The 14,535-nt window shown below is 71.0% G+C and carries 14 protein-coding genes and 1 pseudogene; 5 read left to right on the top strand and 10 right to left on the bottom strand.

From position 1 onward, the window contains the following. Together JKJ07_RS20170 and JKJ07_RS20165 are read left to right on the top strand one after the other, a co-directional pair. A complete protein-coding gene (locus tag JKJ07_RS20170; protein ID WP_202993127.1) occupies positions 1–1,134 on the top strand; it encodes a S8 family peptidase in 1,134 nt (377 codons plus the stop codon). A gap of 84 nt (positions 1,135–1,218) precedes the next feature. Continuing rightward, positions 1,219–2,448, top strand: coding sequence for an MFS transporter (locus tag JKJ07_RS20165; protein ID WP_202993126.1), 1,230 nt, complete (start codon positions 1,219–1,221; stop codon positions 2,446–2,448). Between the two features lie 1,006 nt (positions 2,449–3,454). Here JKJ07_RS20165 and JKJ07_RS20160 read toward each other — a convergent pair. Both JKJ07_RS20160 and yczE read right to left on the bottom strand, forming a co-directional pair. Further along, positions 3,455–3,883: a hypothetical protein gene (locus JKJ07_RS20160; RefSeq protein ID WP_202993125.1), complete on the bottom strand. Its 429-nt coding sequence runs from the start codon at positions 3,881–3,883 to the stop codon at positions 3,455–3,457. Between the two features lie 154 nt (positions 3,884–4,037). Next, complete coding sequence (gene yczE, locus JKJ07_RS20155; protein ID WP_202993124.1) at positions 4,038–4,676, bottom strand: membrane protein YczE; 639 nt, start codon at positions 4,674–4,676, stop codon at positions 4,038–4,040. Positions 4,677–4,735: 59 nt separating this feature from the next. Between yczE and yczR the strand changes: the two genes are divergently transcribed. After that, complete coding sequence (gene yczR, locus JKJ07_RS20150; protein ID WP_202993123.1) at positions 4,736–6,190, top strand: MocR-like transcription factor YczR; 1,455 nt, start codon at positions 4,736–4,738, stop codon at positions 6,188–6,190. On the opposite strand, the gene JKJ07_RS20145 is transcribed toward yczR, so the two are convergent. Next, positions 6,187–6,639 (bottom strand): pyridoxamine 5'-phosphate oxidase family protein, encoded by a 453-nt coding sequence (locus tag JKJ07_RS20145; RefSeq protein ID WP_202993122.1) that lies wholly within the window; start codon positions 6,637–6,639, stop codon positions 6,187–6,189. The genes yczR and JKJ07_RS20145 overlap by 4 nt on opposite strands. A gap of 45 nt (positions 6,640–6,684) precedes the next feature. On the opposite strand from JKJ07_RS20145, the gene JKJ07_RS20140 reads away from it, so the two are divergent. After that, complete coding sequence (locus JKJ07_RS20140; RefSeq protein WP_202993121.1) at positions 6,685–7,545, top strand: sigma-70 family RNA polymerase sigma factor; 861 nt, start codon at positions 6,685–6,687, stop codon at positions 7,543–7,545. Between the two features lie 57 nt (positions 7,546–7,602). Here JKJ07_RS20140 and JKJ07_RS20135 read toward each other — a convergent pair whose 3' ends face one another. The 6 genes and pseudogenes from JKJ07_RS20135 to JKJ07_RS20110 all read right to left on the bottom strand — a co-directional run bounded on the left by JKJ07_RS20135 (position 7,603) and on the right by JKJ07_RS20110 (position 12,860). Beyond that, positions 7,603–9,426 (bottom strand): AMP-dependent synthetase/ligase, encoded by a 1,824-nt coding sequence (locus JKJ07_RS20135; RefSeq protein ID WP_202993120.1) that lies wholly within the window; start codon positions 9,424–9,426, stop codon positions 7,603–7,605. 403 nt (positions 9,427–9,829) lie between these two features. After that, the gene (locus JKJ07_RS20130) at positions 9,830–10,723 is read right to left on the bottom strand and encodes an aminoglycoside phosphotransferase family protein (RefSeq protein WP_202993119.1); all 894 of its coding nucleotides are present in this window, start codon (positions 10,721–10,723) and stop codon (positions 9,830–9,832) included. 170 nt (positions 10,724–10,893) lie between these two features. Beyond that, positions 10,894–11,001, bottom strand: a pseudogene (locus JKJ07_RS49975) (MerR family DNA-binding transcriptional regulator); the annotation flags it as partial. A gap of 13 nt (positions 11,002–11,014) precedes the next feature. Further along, positions 11,015–11,167: a hypothetical protein gene (locus tag JKJ07_RS20120; RefSeq protein ID WP_202993117.1), complete on the bottom strand. Its 153-nt coding sequence runs from the start codon at positions 11,165–11,167 to the stop codon at positions 11,015–11,017. 59 nt (positions 11,168–11,226) lie between these two features. Beyond that, positions 11,227–11,988 carry an imidazole glycerol phosphate synthase subunit HisF gene (hisF, locus tag JKJ07_RS20115; protein WP_202993116.1) on the bottom strand — a complete coding sequence of 254 codons (762 nt, stop codon included), beginning with the start codon at positions 11,986–11,988 and terminating at the stop codon, positions 11,227–11,229. Next, positions 11,985–12,860 (bottom strand): EamA family transporter, encoded by an 876-nt coding sequence (locus tag JKJ07_RS20110; RefSeq protein WP_202993115.1) that lies wholly within the window; start codon positions 12,858–12,860, stop codon positions 11,985–11,987. The genes hisF and JKJ07_RS20110 overlap by 4 nt, the downstream gene beginning before the upstream one ends. 71 nt (positions 12,861–12,931) lie before the next feature. Here JKJ07_RS20110 and JKJ07_RS20105 point away from each other — a divergent pair, with 71 nt between their 5' ends. Then, positions 12,932–13,846, top strand: a complete 915-nt coding sequence (locus JKJ07_RS20105; protein ID WP_202993114.1) for a LysR family transcriptional regulator — start codon at positions 12,932–12,934, stop codon at positions 13,844–13,846. On the opposite strand, the gene priA is transcribed toward JKJ07_RS20105, so the two are convergent. After that, a complete protein-coding gene (gene priA, locus JKJ07_RS20100; protein ID WP_202993113.1) occupies positions 13,806–14,531 on the bottom strand; it encodes a bifunctional 1-(5-phosphoribosyl)-5-((5-phosphoribosylamino)methylideneamino)imidazole-4-carboxamide isomerase/phosphoribosylanthranilate isomerase PriA in 726 nt (241 codons plus the stop codon). The two genes, JKJ07_RS20105 and priA, sit on opposite strands and share 41 nt — an antisense overlap. Positions 14,532–14,535: the final 4 nt, after the last annotated feature.

The following is a 14,535-nucleotide window of genomic DNA, read 5'->3' as shown; positions in this document are numbered from 1 at the left end:
ATGGCGACTCCCCGCATCGTGGCCGCCGGCCTGCTCGCCGTCGTCACCGCCGTCGTGGCTTCCGGCACCCCAGCCGTGGCCGCCCCCGCCACCGGAGACATCCGCCTCGCCGGAACCGCGAACGCGATCGCCGGCAGCTACATCGTGGTGATGAAGCCCGGCGCCTCGGTCACCACCGGCCTCAAGCGCAGCCTGCCCGTGATCAACGGGTACGAGGCGTCCATGTCGGAGGCCCAGGCCAAGAAGCTCGCGGCCAGCCCCGGCGTCGCGTACGTCGAGCAGAACCAGACCATCTCGCTCAACGCCACGCAGAGCAACGCGACGTGGGGCATCGACCGGATCGACCAGCGGAACCGGCCGCTGAGCACGACCTACACCTATCCGGTGACCGCGTCCAACGTGACGGCGTACATCATCGACACCGGCATCCGGTACACGCACAACGAGTTCGGGGGCCGGGCGCGGGCGGGCTACGACGCCGTCGGCAGCGGCGCGGTCGACTGCAACGGCCACGGCACGCATGTCGCGGGCACGGTCGGCGGCACCACGTACGGGGTGGCGAAGGGTGTGCGCCTGGTCGGCGTGCGCGTGCTGAACTGCTCGGGCAGCGGCACCACGGCCGGCGTCATCGCGGGCGTCAACTGGGTGACTCAGAACGCGGTCAAGCCGGCCGTGGCCAACATGAGCCTGGGTGGCGGCGTAAGCACCACACTCGACAACGCGGTCGCGGCGTCGATCAACAGTGGGGTGACGTACGCCCTCGCGGCCGGCAACTCGACCGCCAACGCCTGCAACTCGTCGCCGTCGCGGGTCGCCGCGGCCATCACGGTCGGCGCCACGACCAGCACGGACGCCCGGGCCAGCTACTCGAACTACGGCACCTGCCTGGACATCTTCGCGCCCGGCTCGTCGATCACGTCGGCCTGGTACAACTCGAACAGCGCGACCAGCACGATCAGCGGCACCTCGATGGCCAGCCCGCACGTGGCCGGCGCGGCGGCGCTCGTGCTCTCCCGCAACACCGGCTACACCCCCGCCCAGGTGCGCGACAGCCTCGTCACCAACGCCACCACCGGGGTCGTGACCAACCCGGGCACCGGTTCCCCGAACCGCCTGCTCTTCGTCGTTCAGTAGTTTTCGCGGGGCGTTCGGGCTTTCCCGGACGCCCCGCCCTCTCACGGGCGGCGGGGATCGAATGCAGTACATATTCTCCAAGAGGTGAACTCCGCCGGGACCAGCCTGTGGCGCAACCGCGAGTTCACCCTGCTGTGGACCAGCCAGTGCCTGTCCGACCTGGGCGGGGCGATCGCCCTGCTGGCCATCCCGCTGCTGGTGCTCGAGGTGACCGGCTCGGCCGTGCAGGCGGGCGCGGTCGGCACCGCGGCCCAGGCCACCAAGCTGCTCTGCCGCCTCCCGGCCGGGGTGCTGGCCGACCGGGTCAACCGCCGCCACGCGATGCTGGCCTGCGACATCGTGCGGTTGCTGGCCTTCGTCGGCCTGGCCCTCGCCGTAGCGCTCGACCAGGCCGCTCTCCCCGCGATCATCGTCGTGGCGGTGATCGACGCGGTCTGCGGCTCGCTGTTCAACACCACCGAGCACGCCTCGCTGCGCAGCATCGTGCCCGCCACCCAGCTGCCCGACGCCGTCGCCCGCAACGAGGCCCGCAGCTACGGCACCTCACTGGCCGGGCCACCGCTGGGCGGGCTGCTCTTTGGGATCGCCCACGCGCTGCCGTTCCTGGGCAACGCCGTGTCGTACCTGGCCTCGCTGATCGGCGTGGCGCTGATCCGCAAACCGCTGCAGACGGCCCGCCCCGACCATCCCCCCAGCCACACGAAAGCCCTGCTGGAAGGCATCCAGTTCGTCTTCGGCAACCCGTTTCTGCGGGCCGTGCTGCTGATCGCGGCCCCGCTCAACTTCGCCCTGTACGGGTCGATCTTCACCATCATCGTCACGCTGCAAAGCCACGACGTGGCCCCCGGCGTGATCGGCCTGACCGAGACGATCGTCAGCGCGGGCGGCCTGATCGGCGCCCTGGCCGCCCCCGCCCTGCTGCGCCGCCTGTCGTTCGCCGCCCTGATCCGCGGCCTGGGCTGGGCCGCCACCCTGTTCCTGACGGTCAGCGCCCTGCTCACGATGAGCGTCGCCGCGGCCGTGCCGGTGGCCCTGGCCATCCTCGTGGGCCCGGCCTGCAACGCGGCCCTGTTCGGCTACCAGGCGGCCATCACCCCCGACCACCTGCAGGGCCGAGTGCTGAGCGTCATCTTCCTGGTCGCCATGTCCGCCGCCGCCGCTGCCCCGTTGCTGGCGGGGGTGTTCGTCACCGTCTGGACGCCTACCGCTAGCGTGCTGCTCTTCGCGGGGGCCGTTTCGGCGTCGGCGCTTACTGCCACGTTCTCGCCGGCGATCCGCAACATGCGCCCGATCGAGGAATCCGTACCGGCCTAGCTTTTGCTCCGGTTTTGTACTCGGCTTTGGCCCTGCCGCCGGCTCTGGTGTCTCGCCCTGACCTCGCCTCAGCGCCGGTCCCTCTTGCCCCGACCTCACCTCAGCACTGGCCCGTCTCGCCCTGACCTCACCGCAGCGCTGGCCCCTCTCGCCCTGACCTCACCTCAGCGCCGGTCCCTCTCACCCTGACCTCGCCTCAGCGCCGGTCCCTCTTGCCCCGACCTCGCCTCAGCGCTGGTCCTGTCCTCGGCTTCCGCCCTGCCGCCGCAAACCTCGAGTTCGCTCGCAGCGTCCCGGTCGTCGGTCCGCAGTCTGGTCGCTTCCTGGCCCAGGCTTCGGCTTCGACGCCGGACCTGGCTTTGACGCCGACTAAGCACCTAGCTCTGCCCCCTGCCCGCCCGCGCCTGCCCCGGCCCGCGCCTGCCCCGGCGCCCGTGCCTGCCCCGGCGCCCGTGCCTGCCCCCGCGCCCGCGCCTGCCCACGCCCGTGCCTGCCCGCGCCTGCCCGCGCCCGTGCTTGCCCGTGCTTGCCCGTGCCCGTACCTGCCCATGCCTGCCCGTGCCCGTGCCTGCCCAGGCCCGTGCCTGATCCCGCCCGTGCCGGACCCGACTCCGCCCCCGACTCAAGATCAACGCCGGAATAGGACCCGCCCTCCACCGGGGGCCTCCGCCACCGCCCATTGTCGTCGCTTCGGCAGATCTTGGAGTGGGTGCCTGTGGATAAGTCGGCGCTGTGGATAACCCCGACCCGCGCATCGGTCCTAGTCGATATCCACAATCTCGGGATACCCACAGGGCAGCCGTGAAGATCGCGGAATCTCGATAGAATGGCCAGTGGACGGGGGCCCCCGGTGGAGGGCGGGCCTCTGGGTTGGGCCTGATCTTGGCGGGGCGGCGGGCCGAAGCGCTACGGGCCGGACTGACGCAGCGCGCGGCAACTGAGACCGTCAGAGGCCGTCGATTCAGTGCGCCCGCCGACGAAACTCCAGCTTCAGCGACCAGAGACTTCAGCGCCCGTCCGCCAGCCGATGGCTGTATTCACGAACGGCGGCGTTGTAAGTCTGCTCGTCCAGATCCCACTCGGCGTCCCCCGGCGAGGCCGCCCGGTTCAGCTGGGTCTGCAGCGTCATCACCGCGGACGACAACCCGCTGAAGGGCCGGCTACGCCACAACTGCTCCCCCGCCGGCGCCACCTCGACCAGATCATCCTCGACCAGCAGGAGCCCCGCACCGGCCAACCGCCGTACGGATTCTTCCAGTTCGGCCCGACTGGGGACGCTGTGGTGCAGGAAGTCGGCGGCCGCGAGCACGTCGGCCAGGCTCGCGCCGGCCATGGGCAGGGCGGCGTGCAGGGCCCGGTCGCGTTCGAGGCGTTCGGCTATGACCGCGGACACGAAGATCCAAGCGTCGTTCCATTGCCAGTCGCCAGCCCCCATGCGGCAATGATGCCGTGACTGCCGGGCGCCGGGAAGCGAATGTGTCGCGATGATCACAAAGCTGTGACCGATGATCTTGGGTGCTAAACCGAATCAGATGGGCAAATCGCTCAGTCCAATCAGGACACAAGCCACCGATGAGTGAACGTGAGGGTCAGTGCGCGAGCGCCTGCGCCTCAGGGGCCCGGGTGCGGACGGTGCACCACGGCAGGAAGACGTGCACGAGCGGGCCGATGGCGAGAGCGTACGCCAGGGTGCCGATGCCGACGGTGCCGCCGAGCAGGAAACCCACCCCCAGGACGACAAGCTCGATGGTGGTGCGCACGAGCCGGATGGAGAGCCGCGGGAAGCGTCCGACGATGCCGGTCATCAGGCCGTCGCGCGGGCCGGGGCCGAAGCGGCTGCCGATGTAGAGGCCGGTGGCCAGCCCGTTGAGCAGGATGCCGCAGACCAGGTAGCCGATCCGGGCCGGGATCGTGCCGCCCGCGGGCAGCACGGCCAGGGCGCCGTCCACCGCGAAGCCGACGACGACCAGGTTGGCCAGCGTGCCGAAGCCGGGCTTCTGCCGCAGCGGGATCCACAGCAGCAGGATCGGGATGCCGAGCAGGATCACGACCCAGCCGAAGCTGATGCCGGTGACCTCGGACAGGCCCTGGTGGAACACGTCCCACGGGTTGAGGCCGAGCGCCGACTCCACCATGAAGGCCATGCTGACGCCGTAGAGCACGAGCCCGGCGAAGAGCTGGACTATGCGACGGGTGAGACGACGATCTCCGTTGCCACTCGGTTCCATGAATGCCACTCTGAGGGCCAATTGTGCGAAGCTGAAGAGCCAATTCCCCGGAGGTGGATGTGACCACGACGATACGCGGGGGCCAATTGGCACGCCTGCTCGGTCAGTGGCACTCCCTGCCGGGGCGGCATCGCAGCCCGGACTACGCCGCCCTCGCCGCGGCGGTGCGGGGTCTGCTCAGCGACGGGCGGCTGCCCTTGGGCGTACGGTTGCCGGCCGAGCGCGAGCTGGCCGAGTCGCTCGCCGTGAGCCGCACGACGGTCAGCGCCGCCTATCGCACCCTGCGCGAGACCGGCCACCTCACGAGCCGCCGCGGCGCCGGCAGCTGGACCACGCTCCCCCACGGCCACCGGGTCGCGACCTCGGGGCTGTGGGCCGCGGGCGACGACCACGACATGATCGACCTGGGGGTGGCCGCGTCGGCCGCGCCCGGCGAGCTCGTCCCGGCCGCCCGGGCCGCCGCCGACGACCTGCCGCGCTATCTGGGCAGCGCCGGCTATCACCCGACCGGCCTGATGGAGCTGCGCGACGCCGTGGCCGAGGGCTATCGCAAGCGCGGCGTGGCCACCTCGGCCGAGCAGATCCTCATCACGGCGGGCACCCAGCAGGCCCTCGACCTGGTGCTGCGGCTCTCGGTGCCGGCCGGCTCGCCCGTGCTGGTGGAGGCGCCGACCTATCCGAACGCGCTGGCCGCCCTGGCCGCCCGGCGGGCCCGGATCAACACGCACGGGCTGGACGCCGAGACCGGCTGGGACGGCGAGATGCTGCTGGGCGCGCTGCGGCAGACGCGGCCCCGGCTCTCGTACGTGATCCCGGAGTTTCACAACCCGACCGGGCATCTGATGTCGGCCGACCTGCGCGAGCGCCTGGCCGCCACGGCCCACGCCACCGGTACGGAGCTGGTGGTCGACGAGTCGTGGGTCGACCTGGCGCTGGAGGGGCAGGAGATGCCGCCGCCGGTGGCCGTGTTCGACCGGCACTCGCGGGTGGTGTCGATCGGCGGCATGAGCAAGGGCTACTGGGGTGGTCTGCGGATCGGCTGGGTGCGGGCGTCGGCCCCGCTCGTGCAGCGCCTGGCCGCGATCCGGGTCGGCGTCGACATGGCCAGCCCGGTGCTCGAGCAGCTCGTCGCCGTGCGGCTGCTCGACCAGGCCGCGCAGGTGCTCGGCGAGCGGCGGCTGCGGCTGCGGGAACGGCGGGACGTGCTGGCCGCGACCCTGCGGCGGCTGCTGCCGGAGTGGAGCTTCGTGCTGCCGCGGGGCGGGGCGTCGCTGTGGGCGGAGCTGGACGGGCCGATCTCGAGCGCGCTGGCCCGGGCCGCGGAGGATGTCGGCGTACGGCTGGCGCCTGGTCCTCGTTTCGGTCTTGACGGCACGCTCGAGCGCTTCCTGCGGCTGCCGTTCACGCTGCCGGGGGAAGACCTGACCGAGGCCGTACGCCGGATCGCCTCGGTGCGGCACGACCTGGACCGGGCGTCCGTCCCGTCGTGGCGCACACCCTCCGTGATCGCCTAGACGACCCAGGCCCCGGAACGCATGACCACGCGGCCCGGAATCTCGTCGAGTTCCCGCCACGCCTGGATCCGCTCCGGTCGCAGCACGAGGAACACGTACGCCTCCCCGGCCGTACGGGGATCCCAGTCGTTCTGGTCGGCGTAGGCGGCGCCCTCGTCGTGTGCCTCGGCGACCGGGAGGGTGGCCTCGAGCACCGCGTCGATCACGACGACGTCGCGGGTCGGGCCGAAACCCACCCGGGCCCGGCCGTTCGCCTCGAGGTTGCGCGCGGTGGGCGACGTGCGGCTCGTGGCCAGCAACAACCGCTCGCGGAACCAGCCCAGGGTGAGCGGCACCAGATAGGGCTCGTCGCCGCCGGCGGTGGACACCCATGCGTCGGCTACCGGACTACCCAGTCTGGTGAGTACGTCCGCTTTGCGCTGTTCGAGGGACCGCGGAACCTCAGGCATCGTCGTAGCCTAAGGCCTGCTTCACAACCGGGGTGGGGAGCGAGGATGAACGAGCTCGACGTGCTGGCCGCCCGCTTCGAGCGGGATCGGCCCCACCTGCGTACGGTCGCTCAGCGCATCCTCGGCTCGGCCGACGAGGCGGACGACGCGGTGCAGGAGGCGTGGGTGCGCCTCAGCCGCAGCGACACCGGCGACGTGGGCAACCTGACCGGCTGGCTCACCACCGTCGTGTCCCGCATCTGCCTCGACATGCTGCGCTCACGCACGTCGCGCCGGGAGGATCCGGCCGAGCTGCCCGAGGATCTGCCGGTCGCCGCGCCGGGGCCGGAACACCACGCGATCCAGTACGACGCCATCGGGCCCGCGCTGATGCTGGTGCTCGACACGCTGGGGCCGAGCGAGCGGCTGGCCTTCGTGCTGCACGACACGTTCGGCGTGCCGTTCCCCGAGATCGCCGCGATCGTCGGGTGCTCGCCGGCCGCGGCCCGTCAGCTGGCCAGCCGGGCCCGGCGGCGGGTGCAGGGCCAGCCGGCGGAGGGGGCCGGCGATCCGGTCCGCCGGCGCGAGATCGTGGAGGCGTTCCTGGCCGCGGCGCAGGGCGGCGACTTCGACCGGCTGCTCACGCTGCTCGATCCCGAGGTGGTGCTGCGGGCCGATCCGGCGTCCGTCCGGATGGGGGCCAACGCGCTGGTCAACGGCGCCGCCGGGGTGGCCGGGGTGTTCAACGGGCGGGCCCACGCGGCGACGGTCGCGCTGCTCGACGGCGTACCGGGGCTGGTGTGGATGGCCGACGGGAAGGTCCGGGTGGCCTTCCTGCTCTCATTCGACGACGAGGCGGGCTGGATCGCCGGCATCGAGCAGGTGGCCGACCCGTCCCGCATCGCCGCCGTCGAGATCGCCGCATAAAACCGAAAGACCGGTTCCCTCGTACGGGGAAACCGGTCTTCGGCTTGTGCGGTGTGCTCAGATCTGGGCGAGTGAGCCCGCGTACATCTTGTCGATCTGCTCGGCGAAGTTGGACTCGACCGAGCGGCGCTTGATCTTCATCGAGGGCGTGATCTCGCCGGCCTCGATGCTGAGGTCACGCGGGAGGATCGCGAACTTCTTGATCGTCTCCCAGCGGTTGAGCTTGGCGTTGAGCTCGTCCACGTAACCCCCGACCATCTTCTCGGTCTCGGGCGCGGCGACGATCTCCTCGTAGCTCTTGCCCGCGAGGGGCCCGTTCGCCGCCCAGCCCTTGATCGCGTCCTCGTCGAGCGAGATCAGCATGGTGACGAAGTTGCGGGCCTGGCCGACCACGACCGCCTGCGACGTGTACGGACACACGGCCTTGAACTGGCCCTCGATGGCGCTGGGGGCGATGTATTTGCCGCCCGACGTCTTGACCAGGTCCTTCTTGCGGTCGGTGATCTTGAGGAAGCCGTCCGCGTCGACCTCGCCGATGTCCCCCGTACGCAGGAAGCCGTCCTCGGTGAAGGCCTCGGCGGTCTCCTTGGGCAGGTCGTGATAGCCCCGCATGACCGGCTTGCCGCGCAGCAGCACCTCGCCGTCCGAGTCGATCTTGCACTCGAGGTCGCCCAGCGGGAGGCCCACCGTGCCGATCTTGAGCTTGTCGAGGCGGTTGACGAAGTTGGCCGCGCTGCTCTCCGTCAGGCCGTAGCCCTCCATGATCGGCAGGTTGGCGGCGGCGAAGAACTCGGCGATCTCGCGGCTGAGCGGCGCCGAACCGCTGACCAGCACGCGCAGCCGGCCGCCGAGGCGCTCCTGCAGCTTCGAGAAGACGAGCCGCTCGGCCACGGCGTACTTCAGCTTGAGCCCGCCGGGTAGCGGCTTGCCGGCCTGCTCGAGCTCGACCTTCTGCTTGCCGGTGGCCACGGCCCAATGGAAGATCTTGACCTTGGCCCCGCTGCCGGACAGCGCCGTGGTGACGGTCTTGTTGTAGACCTTTTCGAAGATGCGGGGCGCGGCGCACATCAGCGTCGGCTTGACCACCGAGAGCATGTCGACCAGCTTGTCGACGCGGCCGTCGACATAGGTCGGGACGCCCACGTGGATGATGCCGCAGAGCAGCGTCTTGCCGAACGAGTGCGACAGCGGCAGCCACAGGTATTGCAGGTCGGTCGACTCGAAGAGGCCGAGATCCTGCTGGGCCACGCCCTCCCACGTCCAGCCCGCGTGCAGCAGCTGCACACCCTTGGGGCGGCCGGTGGTGCCGGAGGTGTAAATGAGGGTGGCGAGATGCTCGGGGCCGATGCTCTCGACCACCTCGTCGATCAGGGTGGGCTTCTCGCGCAGGACGGCGGCGCCCCGCTCCTCGAGCTCGGCCAGCGTCATCTGCGGCGGGGTGGCGCCCGCGTCGGCCGGGCCGTCGAGAAGCACGACGTTCGTGACGTCGGTGTCGACCCCGGCGATCTTGAGGGCCTGCTTCGCGTTCTCCGCGATCAGCACCTTCGACCCGGAGTTGGAGATGATGTAGCTCGCGTCCTCGGGCTCGGTCGTCGGGTAGACCGTCGTGGTGGCCGCGCCGGCGCAGTTGATGCCCAGGTCGGCCAGGACCCACTCGAAGCGGGTGCCGGAGAGGATGGCCACCCTGTCCTCGAGGCCGACACCGAGGTCGCGCAGGCCCGCCGCGATCGCCGAGGCCCGCTCGCCGACCTGCGCCCACGTGAACCAGACCATGCCCGTGTCATCGGCATTCGGCACGGCGAACGCCTGGCCGTTGGGGGTGGCGGCCACACGCTTGAAGAACATGTCGGGGATCGACCGGTAGGGAACCTCAACTGCCATCGGCGCCGCCTTATGTCCAGATTTCGCGGGGGAGTTAACTTCGGAGTAACCGTGAGGGTATTGGCACGGCGGCGGGAGGGCTAGTGCCGCCCCGGCACCGGCCGCGACCGGGGATCATCCCGTCAAGTCTATCGACCGCCACTCCGCCCCGTCTCACGACGTGAAACGTGCCCGGTGGGCAGCACGGCCATGATCCCGTACGGGGAATGGGCGGGTTTGACCGTTGCTGTGACCGGGGCCACTTCCCGCGTTTTCTCAGTACATTCCCAGTCAATGTAAGTCGCCGGCCTGTGGATAACCCGGTTTCCGGCGGTGGCTCGGCGGTAGGGTTCCCGATCGTTCCCCCAGGGCGGGGGGTCTGATGGTGGTGGGTCAACTATGGGACCCCTACAAACACAGATACCTAATAGGCGAAGATCTCGTTCAATACGTGCAGCGTCTCCGCCGACGGCCGGCCCGACTCGTCGAGCGAGTTCGCGCAGTTCGAGAGCCCCTTCCACAGGGCCCAGCCTCGCCCCCGCAGCCAGGAGTCTTCGTCGATGGCCAGCCGATCCCGGAACGCCTCGCGCCCGGCCGCCGTCAGCAGCGTCCAGGCCACGGCGTAGTCACAGGCCCGGTCGCCCACCCCGCACGTGCCGAAGTCGATTACTGCGCCCAGTTCCCCGTTGAGGAGCAGGATGTTGCCCGACGCCACATCGCCGTGGAACCAGCGCACCTGCCCGTCCCACGGCACCTCCATCGCCTGCTTCCAGATCTCCCGGGCCCGCCCCACGTCGATGACGCCGTCCAGCGAAGCCAGGGCGTCCGAGGCCAGCCCGTCGAAGACCCGCAGCGGCCCGCCCCGGAACCAGTTGTGGGTCCCCGGCTCCGGGCCGGAAGCAGGGTCGACGCTTTGTAGCGCGCTCAGGAAAGAGGCCAGGTCGAGCGCGAACCGGATCGGGTCGGCGATGTCGGCGGCGCGGGCGGGTGTGCCGGGGAGCCATCGGTAGACCGACCACGGGAACGGATATCCCTCGCCGGGCGCGCCCAGGGCCAGCGGCACCGAGATCGGCCGCGGGAGGAGCGGGGCGAAGACCGGCAGCCAGCGATGCTCCTTCGCCACGGCCTGCGCGTATTCGGCCGCGCTGGGCAGCCGCAGGGACATCGAGGGGCCCAGGTGAAAGGTCAGGTTGTCCCAGCCGCCGTTGGCCACAGGGCGGATGGGCAGGCCGGACCACTGCGGGAACTGGGTGTCGACCAGCCGCCGGGCCAGCTCCACGGGAACGCCGAGCCGCTGAGGCGCGGGGCCGAGACTCATCGAGCCGGCTCAGCGAGGAAGCGGACCGGCTCAGGGAAAGAAGCCAGCTCCGCGATCCGGGCCCATGCGGGCGAGGCGGCCGCGACCGGGTCGGGCGGCAGGTCCTCCACGGGCGGGCGCGACGCGTACCAGGAGCGGGTCCGCGCGGCCAGGCCGGGCAGCCGCGGGTCGTCGCGATCGGGCTCGGGCAGCAGGCCGCGGTCGTGATAGACGCGGACGGCCTTGACGGTGACGCCCGCGAACGCCGCCAGTTTGCCGATCGTCAGGAGACGCGCCATGGTCCGCATCGTGTCAGACCCGCCGGGTCATGCGCCCGCCCGACAAGCGATACGCGGCATTGTCGTGATAAGACACGAGATAGTACGGCGGGAGGCCCTCCAGCGGGATCCCGTCGAGCGCGAACACCCCGTCGCCGACCGGCACAAACCGCATCGGCGTAGTCATGATCTTGGTGATGCGGAAAGCGTCGGACCCTGCCCCAGGGTCAAGGTCAAGGACCGATTTCAGCGTACGGGTGTGCCGGTCGCTCGCAGCGAATCCTTGACCTCGCCGATGGTCAGCTCGCCGAAGTGGAAGACGCTGGCCGCGAGCACCGCGTCGGCCCCGGCCGTGACCGCGGGCGGGAAGTGCTCGACCTTGCCCGCGCCGCCGCTGGCGATCACCGGGATGTCGACCACCTTGCGGACGGCGGCGATCAGGTCGAGGTCGAACCCGGCCTTGGTGCCGTCGGCGTCCATCGAGTTGAGCAGGATCTCGCCGGCGCCCAGGTCGGCGACCCGCGAGGCCCACTCGATCGCGTCGAGCCCCGCGCTGCGCCGCCCGCCGTGCGTGGTGACCTCCCACCCGCTGGGCTGCTCGGCGGAGCGCCGCACGTCGAGCGAGAGCACGAGCACCTGGTTGCCGAACCGCTCGGCGATCTCGCGGATCAGCTCAGGCCGTCCGATCGCGGCCGTGTTGACCCCGACCTTGTCGGCGCCGGCCCGCAGCAGCACGTCGACGTTCTCGACCGAGCGCACGCCGCCGCCCACCGTCAGCGGGATGAAGACCGATTCCGCCGTACGCCTGACGACGTCGAGCATCGTGCCGCGGTCGTCGGACGACGCCGTCACGTCGAGGAAGGTCAGCTCGTCGGCGCCGGCCTCGTCGTACGCCGCGGCCAGCTCGACCGGGTCGCCGGCGTCGCGCAGGTCGACGAAGTTGACCCCCTTGACCACGCGTCCCGCGTCCACGTCGAGGCAGGGGATCACGCGCACGGCAACCGTCATGCTTCTACCCTAACCAGCCCGGGAACTGGCTTTTTGGCCAGTCCCAGCAGGATGCCGCCGATCACCAGCACTCCCCCGGCGACGTCCACGGCGTGGATCCGCTCGCCCAGGAAGATCGCGGCCGAGGCCATGCCGAAGAACGGGACGAGCATCGAGAACGGGGCGACGGTCGAGGCGCCGTACGCGTTGAGCAGGTTGCCCCAGACCGCGAAGCCGACCAGCGTCGAGATCAGCCCGACGTAGAGCAGGGCCACGAGCGCGGACAGGTCGAACGAGCGCAGCGCGGCCAGGTCGGCCGACGGCCCGTCGACCAGCAGCGACAGCACGATCAGGGGGCCCGAGGCGACGGCGCTGACCCAGACCATGAAGCGCAGGGTGTCGGGCGGGGACGCCTTGCGGGTGGCGACGTTCGACAGCCCCCAGCAGGCGGCCGCGCCCACGACCAGCAGGAACGCCCCGAACGCGGCACCCATCCGGGTCGCCACCAGGCCCACCCCGGCCGCCGCGACGACCAGGCCGGCGATCTGCACCGGGCGCGGGCGCTCGCGCAGCAGCAGCACGGCGAAGACCACCGTGAAGACGGCCTGGCTCTGCAGCACCAGCGAGCTCAGCCCGGCGGGCATGCCGGCCGCCATACCCGCGAAGAGCAGCGAGAACTTGGTGACGCCGAGGATCAGGCCGACCGCGATGATCCAGCGCCACGGCACCTGGGGCCTGCCGACGAACAGCACGGCCGGGAACGCGGCCAGCGTGAAGCGCAGCGCGTTGAACAGCAGCGGCGGGAAGTGGTCGAGACCGACGTCGATCATGACGAAGTTGAAGCCCCAGATCGCCATGACGGCGACGGCCAGCCCGATGTCGCGTGGTCTCATGGGCCCAGCTTGGGCCGTTCAACCGTTAAGCACTATCGAATACTGCTACATCGAAGTTGTAGCCTGACTGCATGATTGACCTGGGTCGCCTGCGAGCCCTGCACGCCGTGGCCAGCTACAAGACGGTGCTGGCGGCGGGCGAAGCGCTGCATTGCACGCCGTCGGCGGTGTCGCAGCAGCTGGCCAAGCTCGAACGCGAGACGGGGGCCACACTCGTCGAGAAGGACGGCCGGCGGCTGCGGCTGACCGAGGCCGGCCAGGTGCTGGCCCGGCACGCCGAGAAGGTGCTGGCCACCGTCGACGAGGCCGAGGCGGCGCTGGCCGCGCATCGCGACACGGTCACCGGGCGGCTCACGGTGGCCGCCTTCGCCACGGCGTGCCGCGCCCTGCTGCCGTACGCGCTGCATCGCCTGGCCTCGGAGCACCCGCAGCTGAGCACCGGGCTGGTCGAGGTCAACCCGCACGAGGGTCTCGAGGTGCTGCATCGTGGGCACGCCGACCTGGCCGTGCTCGACGACTGGCCCGAGGTGGCGCTGCGCTACCCCACCGGCGTCACACACGTCGAGCTGGGCTGGGACGTGGCCGACCTGATCGTGCCGAGCGGGCACCGGTTCGGCGACACGGTCACGCGCTCGAAGCTGACCGGCGAGCGGTGGATCGCGGCCCCGGCGGGCGACGTCTGCCACCAATGGCTGCTGCGTGCGATCCCCGGCGTGCAGCCCGACTTCCACGTCGGCGAGTTCGAGACCCAGCTGACCCTGATCGCGGCCGGGCTGGGCGTCGCGGTCATCCCCCGGCTGGCCCGATCAAAAGAGCTTCCCCCGGGCGTACGGGTTGTGAAAGTCACGCCCGAGCCGAAGCGCCGGGTCGTGGTCGCCTGGCGCGAGGCCTCCGCGGCCCGCCCGGCGATCGGGGCGGCCGTGGAGGCCCTGCGGCAGTCGTGGATCAGGGCTGCGACAGCACGTCCAGCGCCTGCCGCACCGTGAACGCGCCCGCGTAGAGCGCCTTGCCCGCGATCACACCCTCGACCCCGACCGGCTCGAGGGTGGCCAGGGCGCGCAGATCGTCCAGGGTGGACACCCCGCCGCTGGCGATGACCGGCTTGTCGGTGGCGGCGCACACCTCGCGCAGCAGGTCGAGGTTGGGGCCGCGCATCGTGCCGTCCTTGGTGATGTCGGTGACGACGTAGCGGGACGCGCCCGCCTTGTCGAGCCGGGCCAGCACCTCGTAGAGGTCGCCACCGTCGCGGGTCCAGCCGCGGGCCGAGAGCGTGCGGCCGCGCACGTCGAGGCCGATCGCGACGCGGTCGCCGTACTCGGCCACGACCCGGTCGCACCACTCCGGATCCTCCAGCGCGGCGGTGCCGATGTTGACCCGCGCGCAGCCGGTGGCCAGGGCCCGGGTCAGCGACTCGTCGTCGCGGATGCCGCCGGACAGCTCCACCTTGACGTCGAGCCGGCCGACGACGCTCGCCAGCAGCTCGGCGTTCGAGCCGCGCCCGAAGGCGGCGTCGAGGTCGACCAGGTGCACCCACTCGGCGCCGTCGTTCTGCCAGGCCAGCGCGGCGTCGAGCGGGTCGCCGTAGGTCGTCTCGGAGCCGGCGGCGCCCTGCACGAGACGGACGGCCTGACCGTCCGCGACGTCGACGGCGGGCAGCAGCTCAAGCGTCATTTCT

The sequence above is a fragment of the Paractinoplanes lichenicola genome (genome assembly GCF_016785085.1).
In the GTDB taxonomy this organism is placed as follows: domain Bacteria; phylum Actinomycetota; class Actinomycetes; order Mycobacteriales; family Micromonosporaceae; genus Actinoplanes; species Actinoplanes lichenicola.
This window is presented reverse-complemented; position numbering and strand designations above follow the sequence as displayed.

Excerpts from the sequence above, each read along its gene's own strand:
- JKJ07_RS20170 (WP_202993127.1), top strand. The coding sequence starts at position 1 with ATGGCGACTCCCCGCATCGTGGCCGCCGGCCTGCTCGCCGTCGTCACC.
- JKJ07_RS20160 (WP_202993125.1), bottom strand. The coding sequence starts at position 3,883 with ATGGGGGCTGGCGACTGGCAATGGAACGACGCTTGGATCTTCGTGTCC.
- yczE (WP_202993124.1), bottom strand. The coding sequence starts at position 4,676 with ATGGAACCGAGTGGCAACGGAGATCGTCGTCTCACCCGTCGCATAGTC.
- JKJ07_RS20145 (WP_202993122.1), bottom strand. The coding sequence starts at position 6,639 with ATGCCTGAGGTTCCGCGGTCCCTCGAACAGCGCAAAGCGGACGTACTC.
- JKJ07_RS20140 (WP_202993121.1), top strand. The coding sequence starts at position 6,685 with ATGAACGAGCTCGACGTGCTGGCCGCCCGCTTCGAGCGGGATCGGCCC.
- JKJ07_RS20135 (WP_202993120.1), bottom strand. The coding sequence starts at position 9,426 with ATGGCAGTTGAGGTTCCCTACCGGTCGATCCCCGACATGTTCTTCAAG.
- JKJ07_RS20130 (WP_202993119.1), bottom strand. The coding sequence starts at position 10,723 with ATGAGTCTCGGCCCCGCGCCTCAGCGGCTCGGCGTTCCCGTGGAGCTG.
- JKJ07_RS20120 (WP_202993117.1), bottom strand. The coding sequence starts at position 11,167 with ATGACTACGCCGATGCGGTTTGTGCCGGTCGGCGACGGGGTGTTCGCG.
- hisF (WP_202993116.1), bottom strand. The coding sequence starts at position 11,988 with ATGACGGTTGCCGTGCGCGTGATCCCCTGCCTCGACGTGGACGCGGGA.
- JKJ07_RS20110 (WP_202993115.1), bottom strand. The coding sequence starts at position 12,860 with ATGAGACCACGCGACATCGGGCTGGCCGTCGCCGTCATGGCGATCTGG.
- JKJ07_RS20105 (WP_202993114.1), top strand. The coding sequence starts at position 12,932 with ATGATTGACCTGGGTCGCCTGCGAGCCCTGCACGCCGTGGCCAGCTAC.
- priA (WP_202993113.1), bottom strand. The coding sequence starts at position 14,531 with ATGACGCTTGAGCTGCTGCCCGCCGTCGACGTCGCGGACGGTCAGGCC.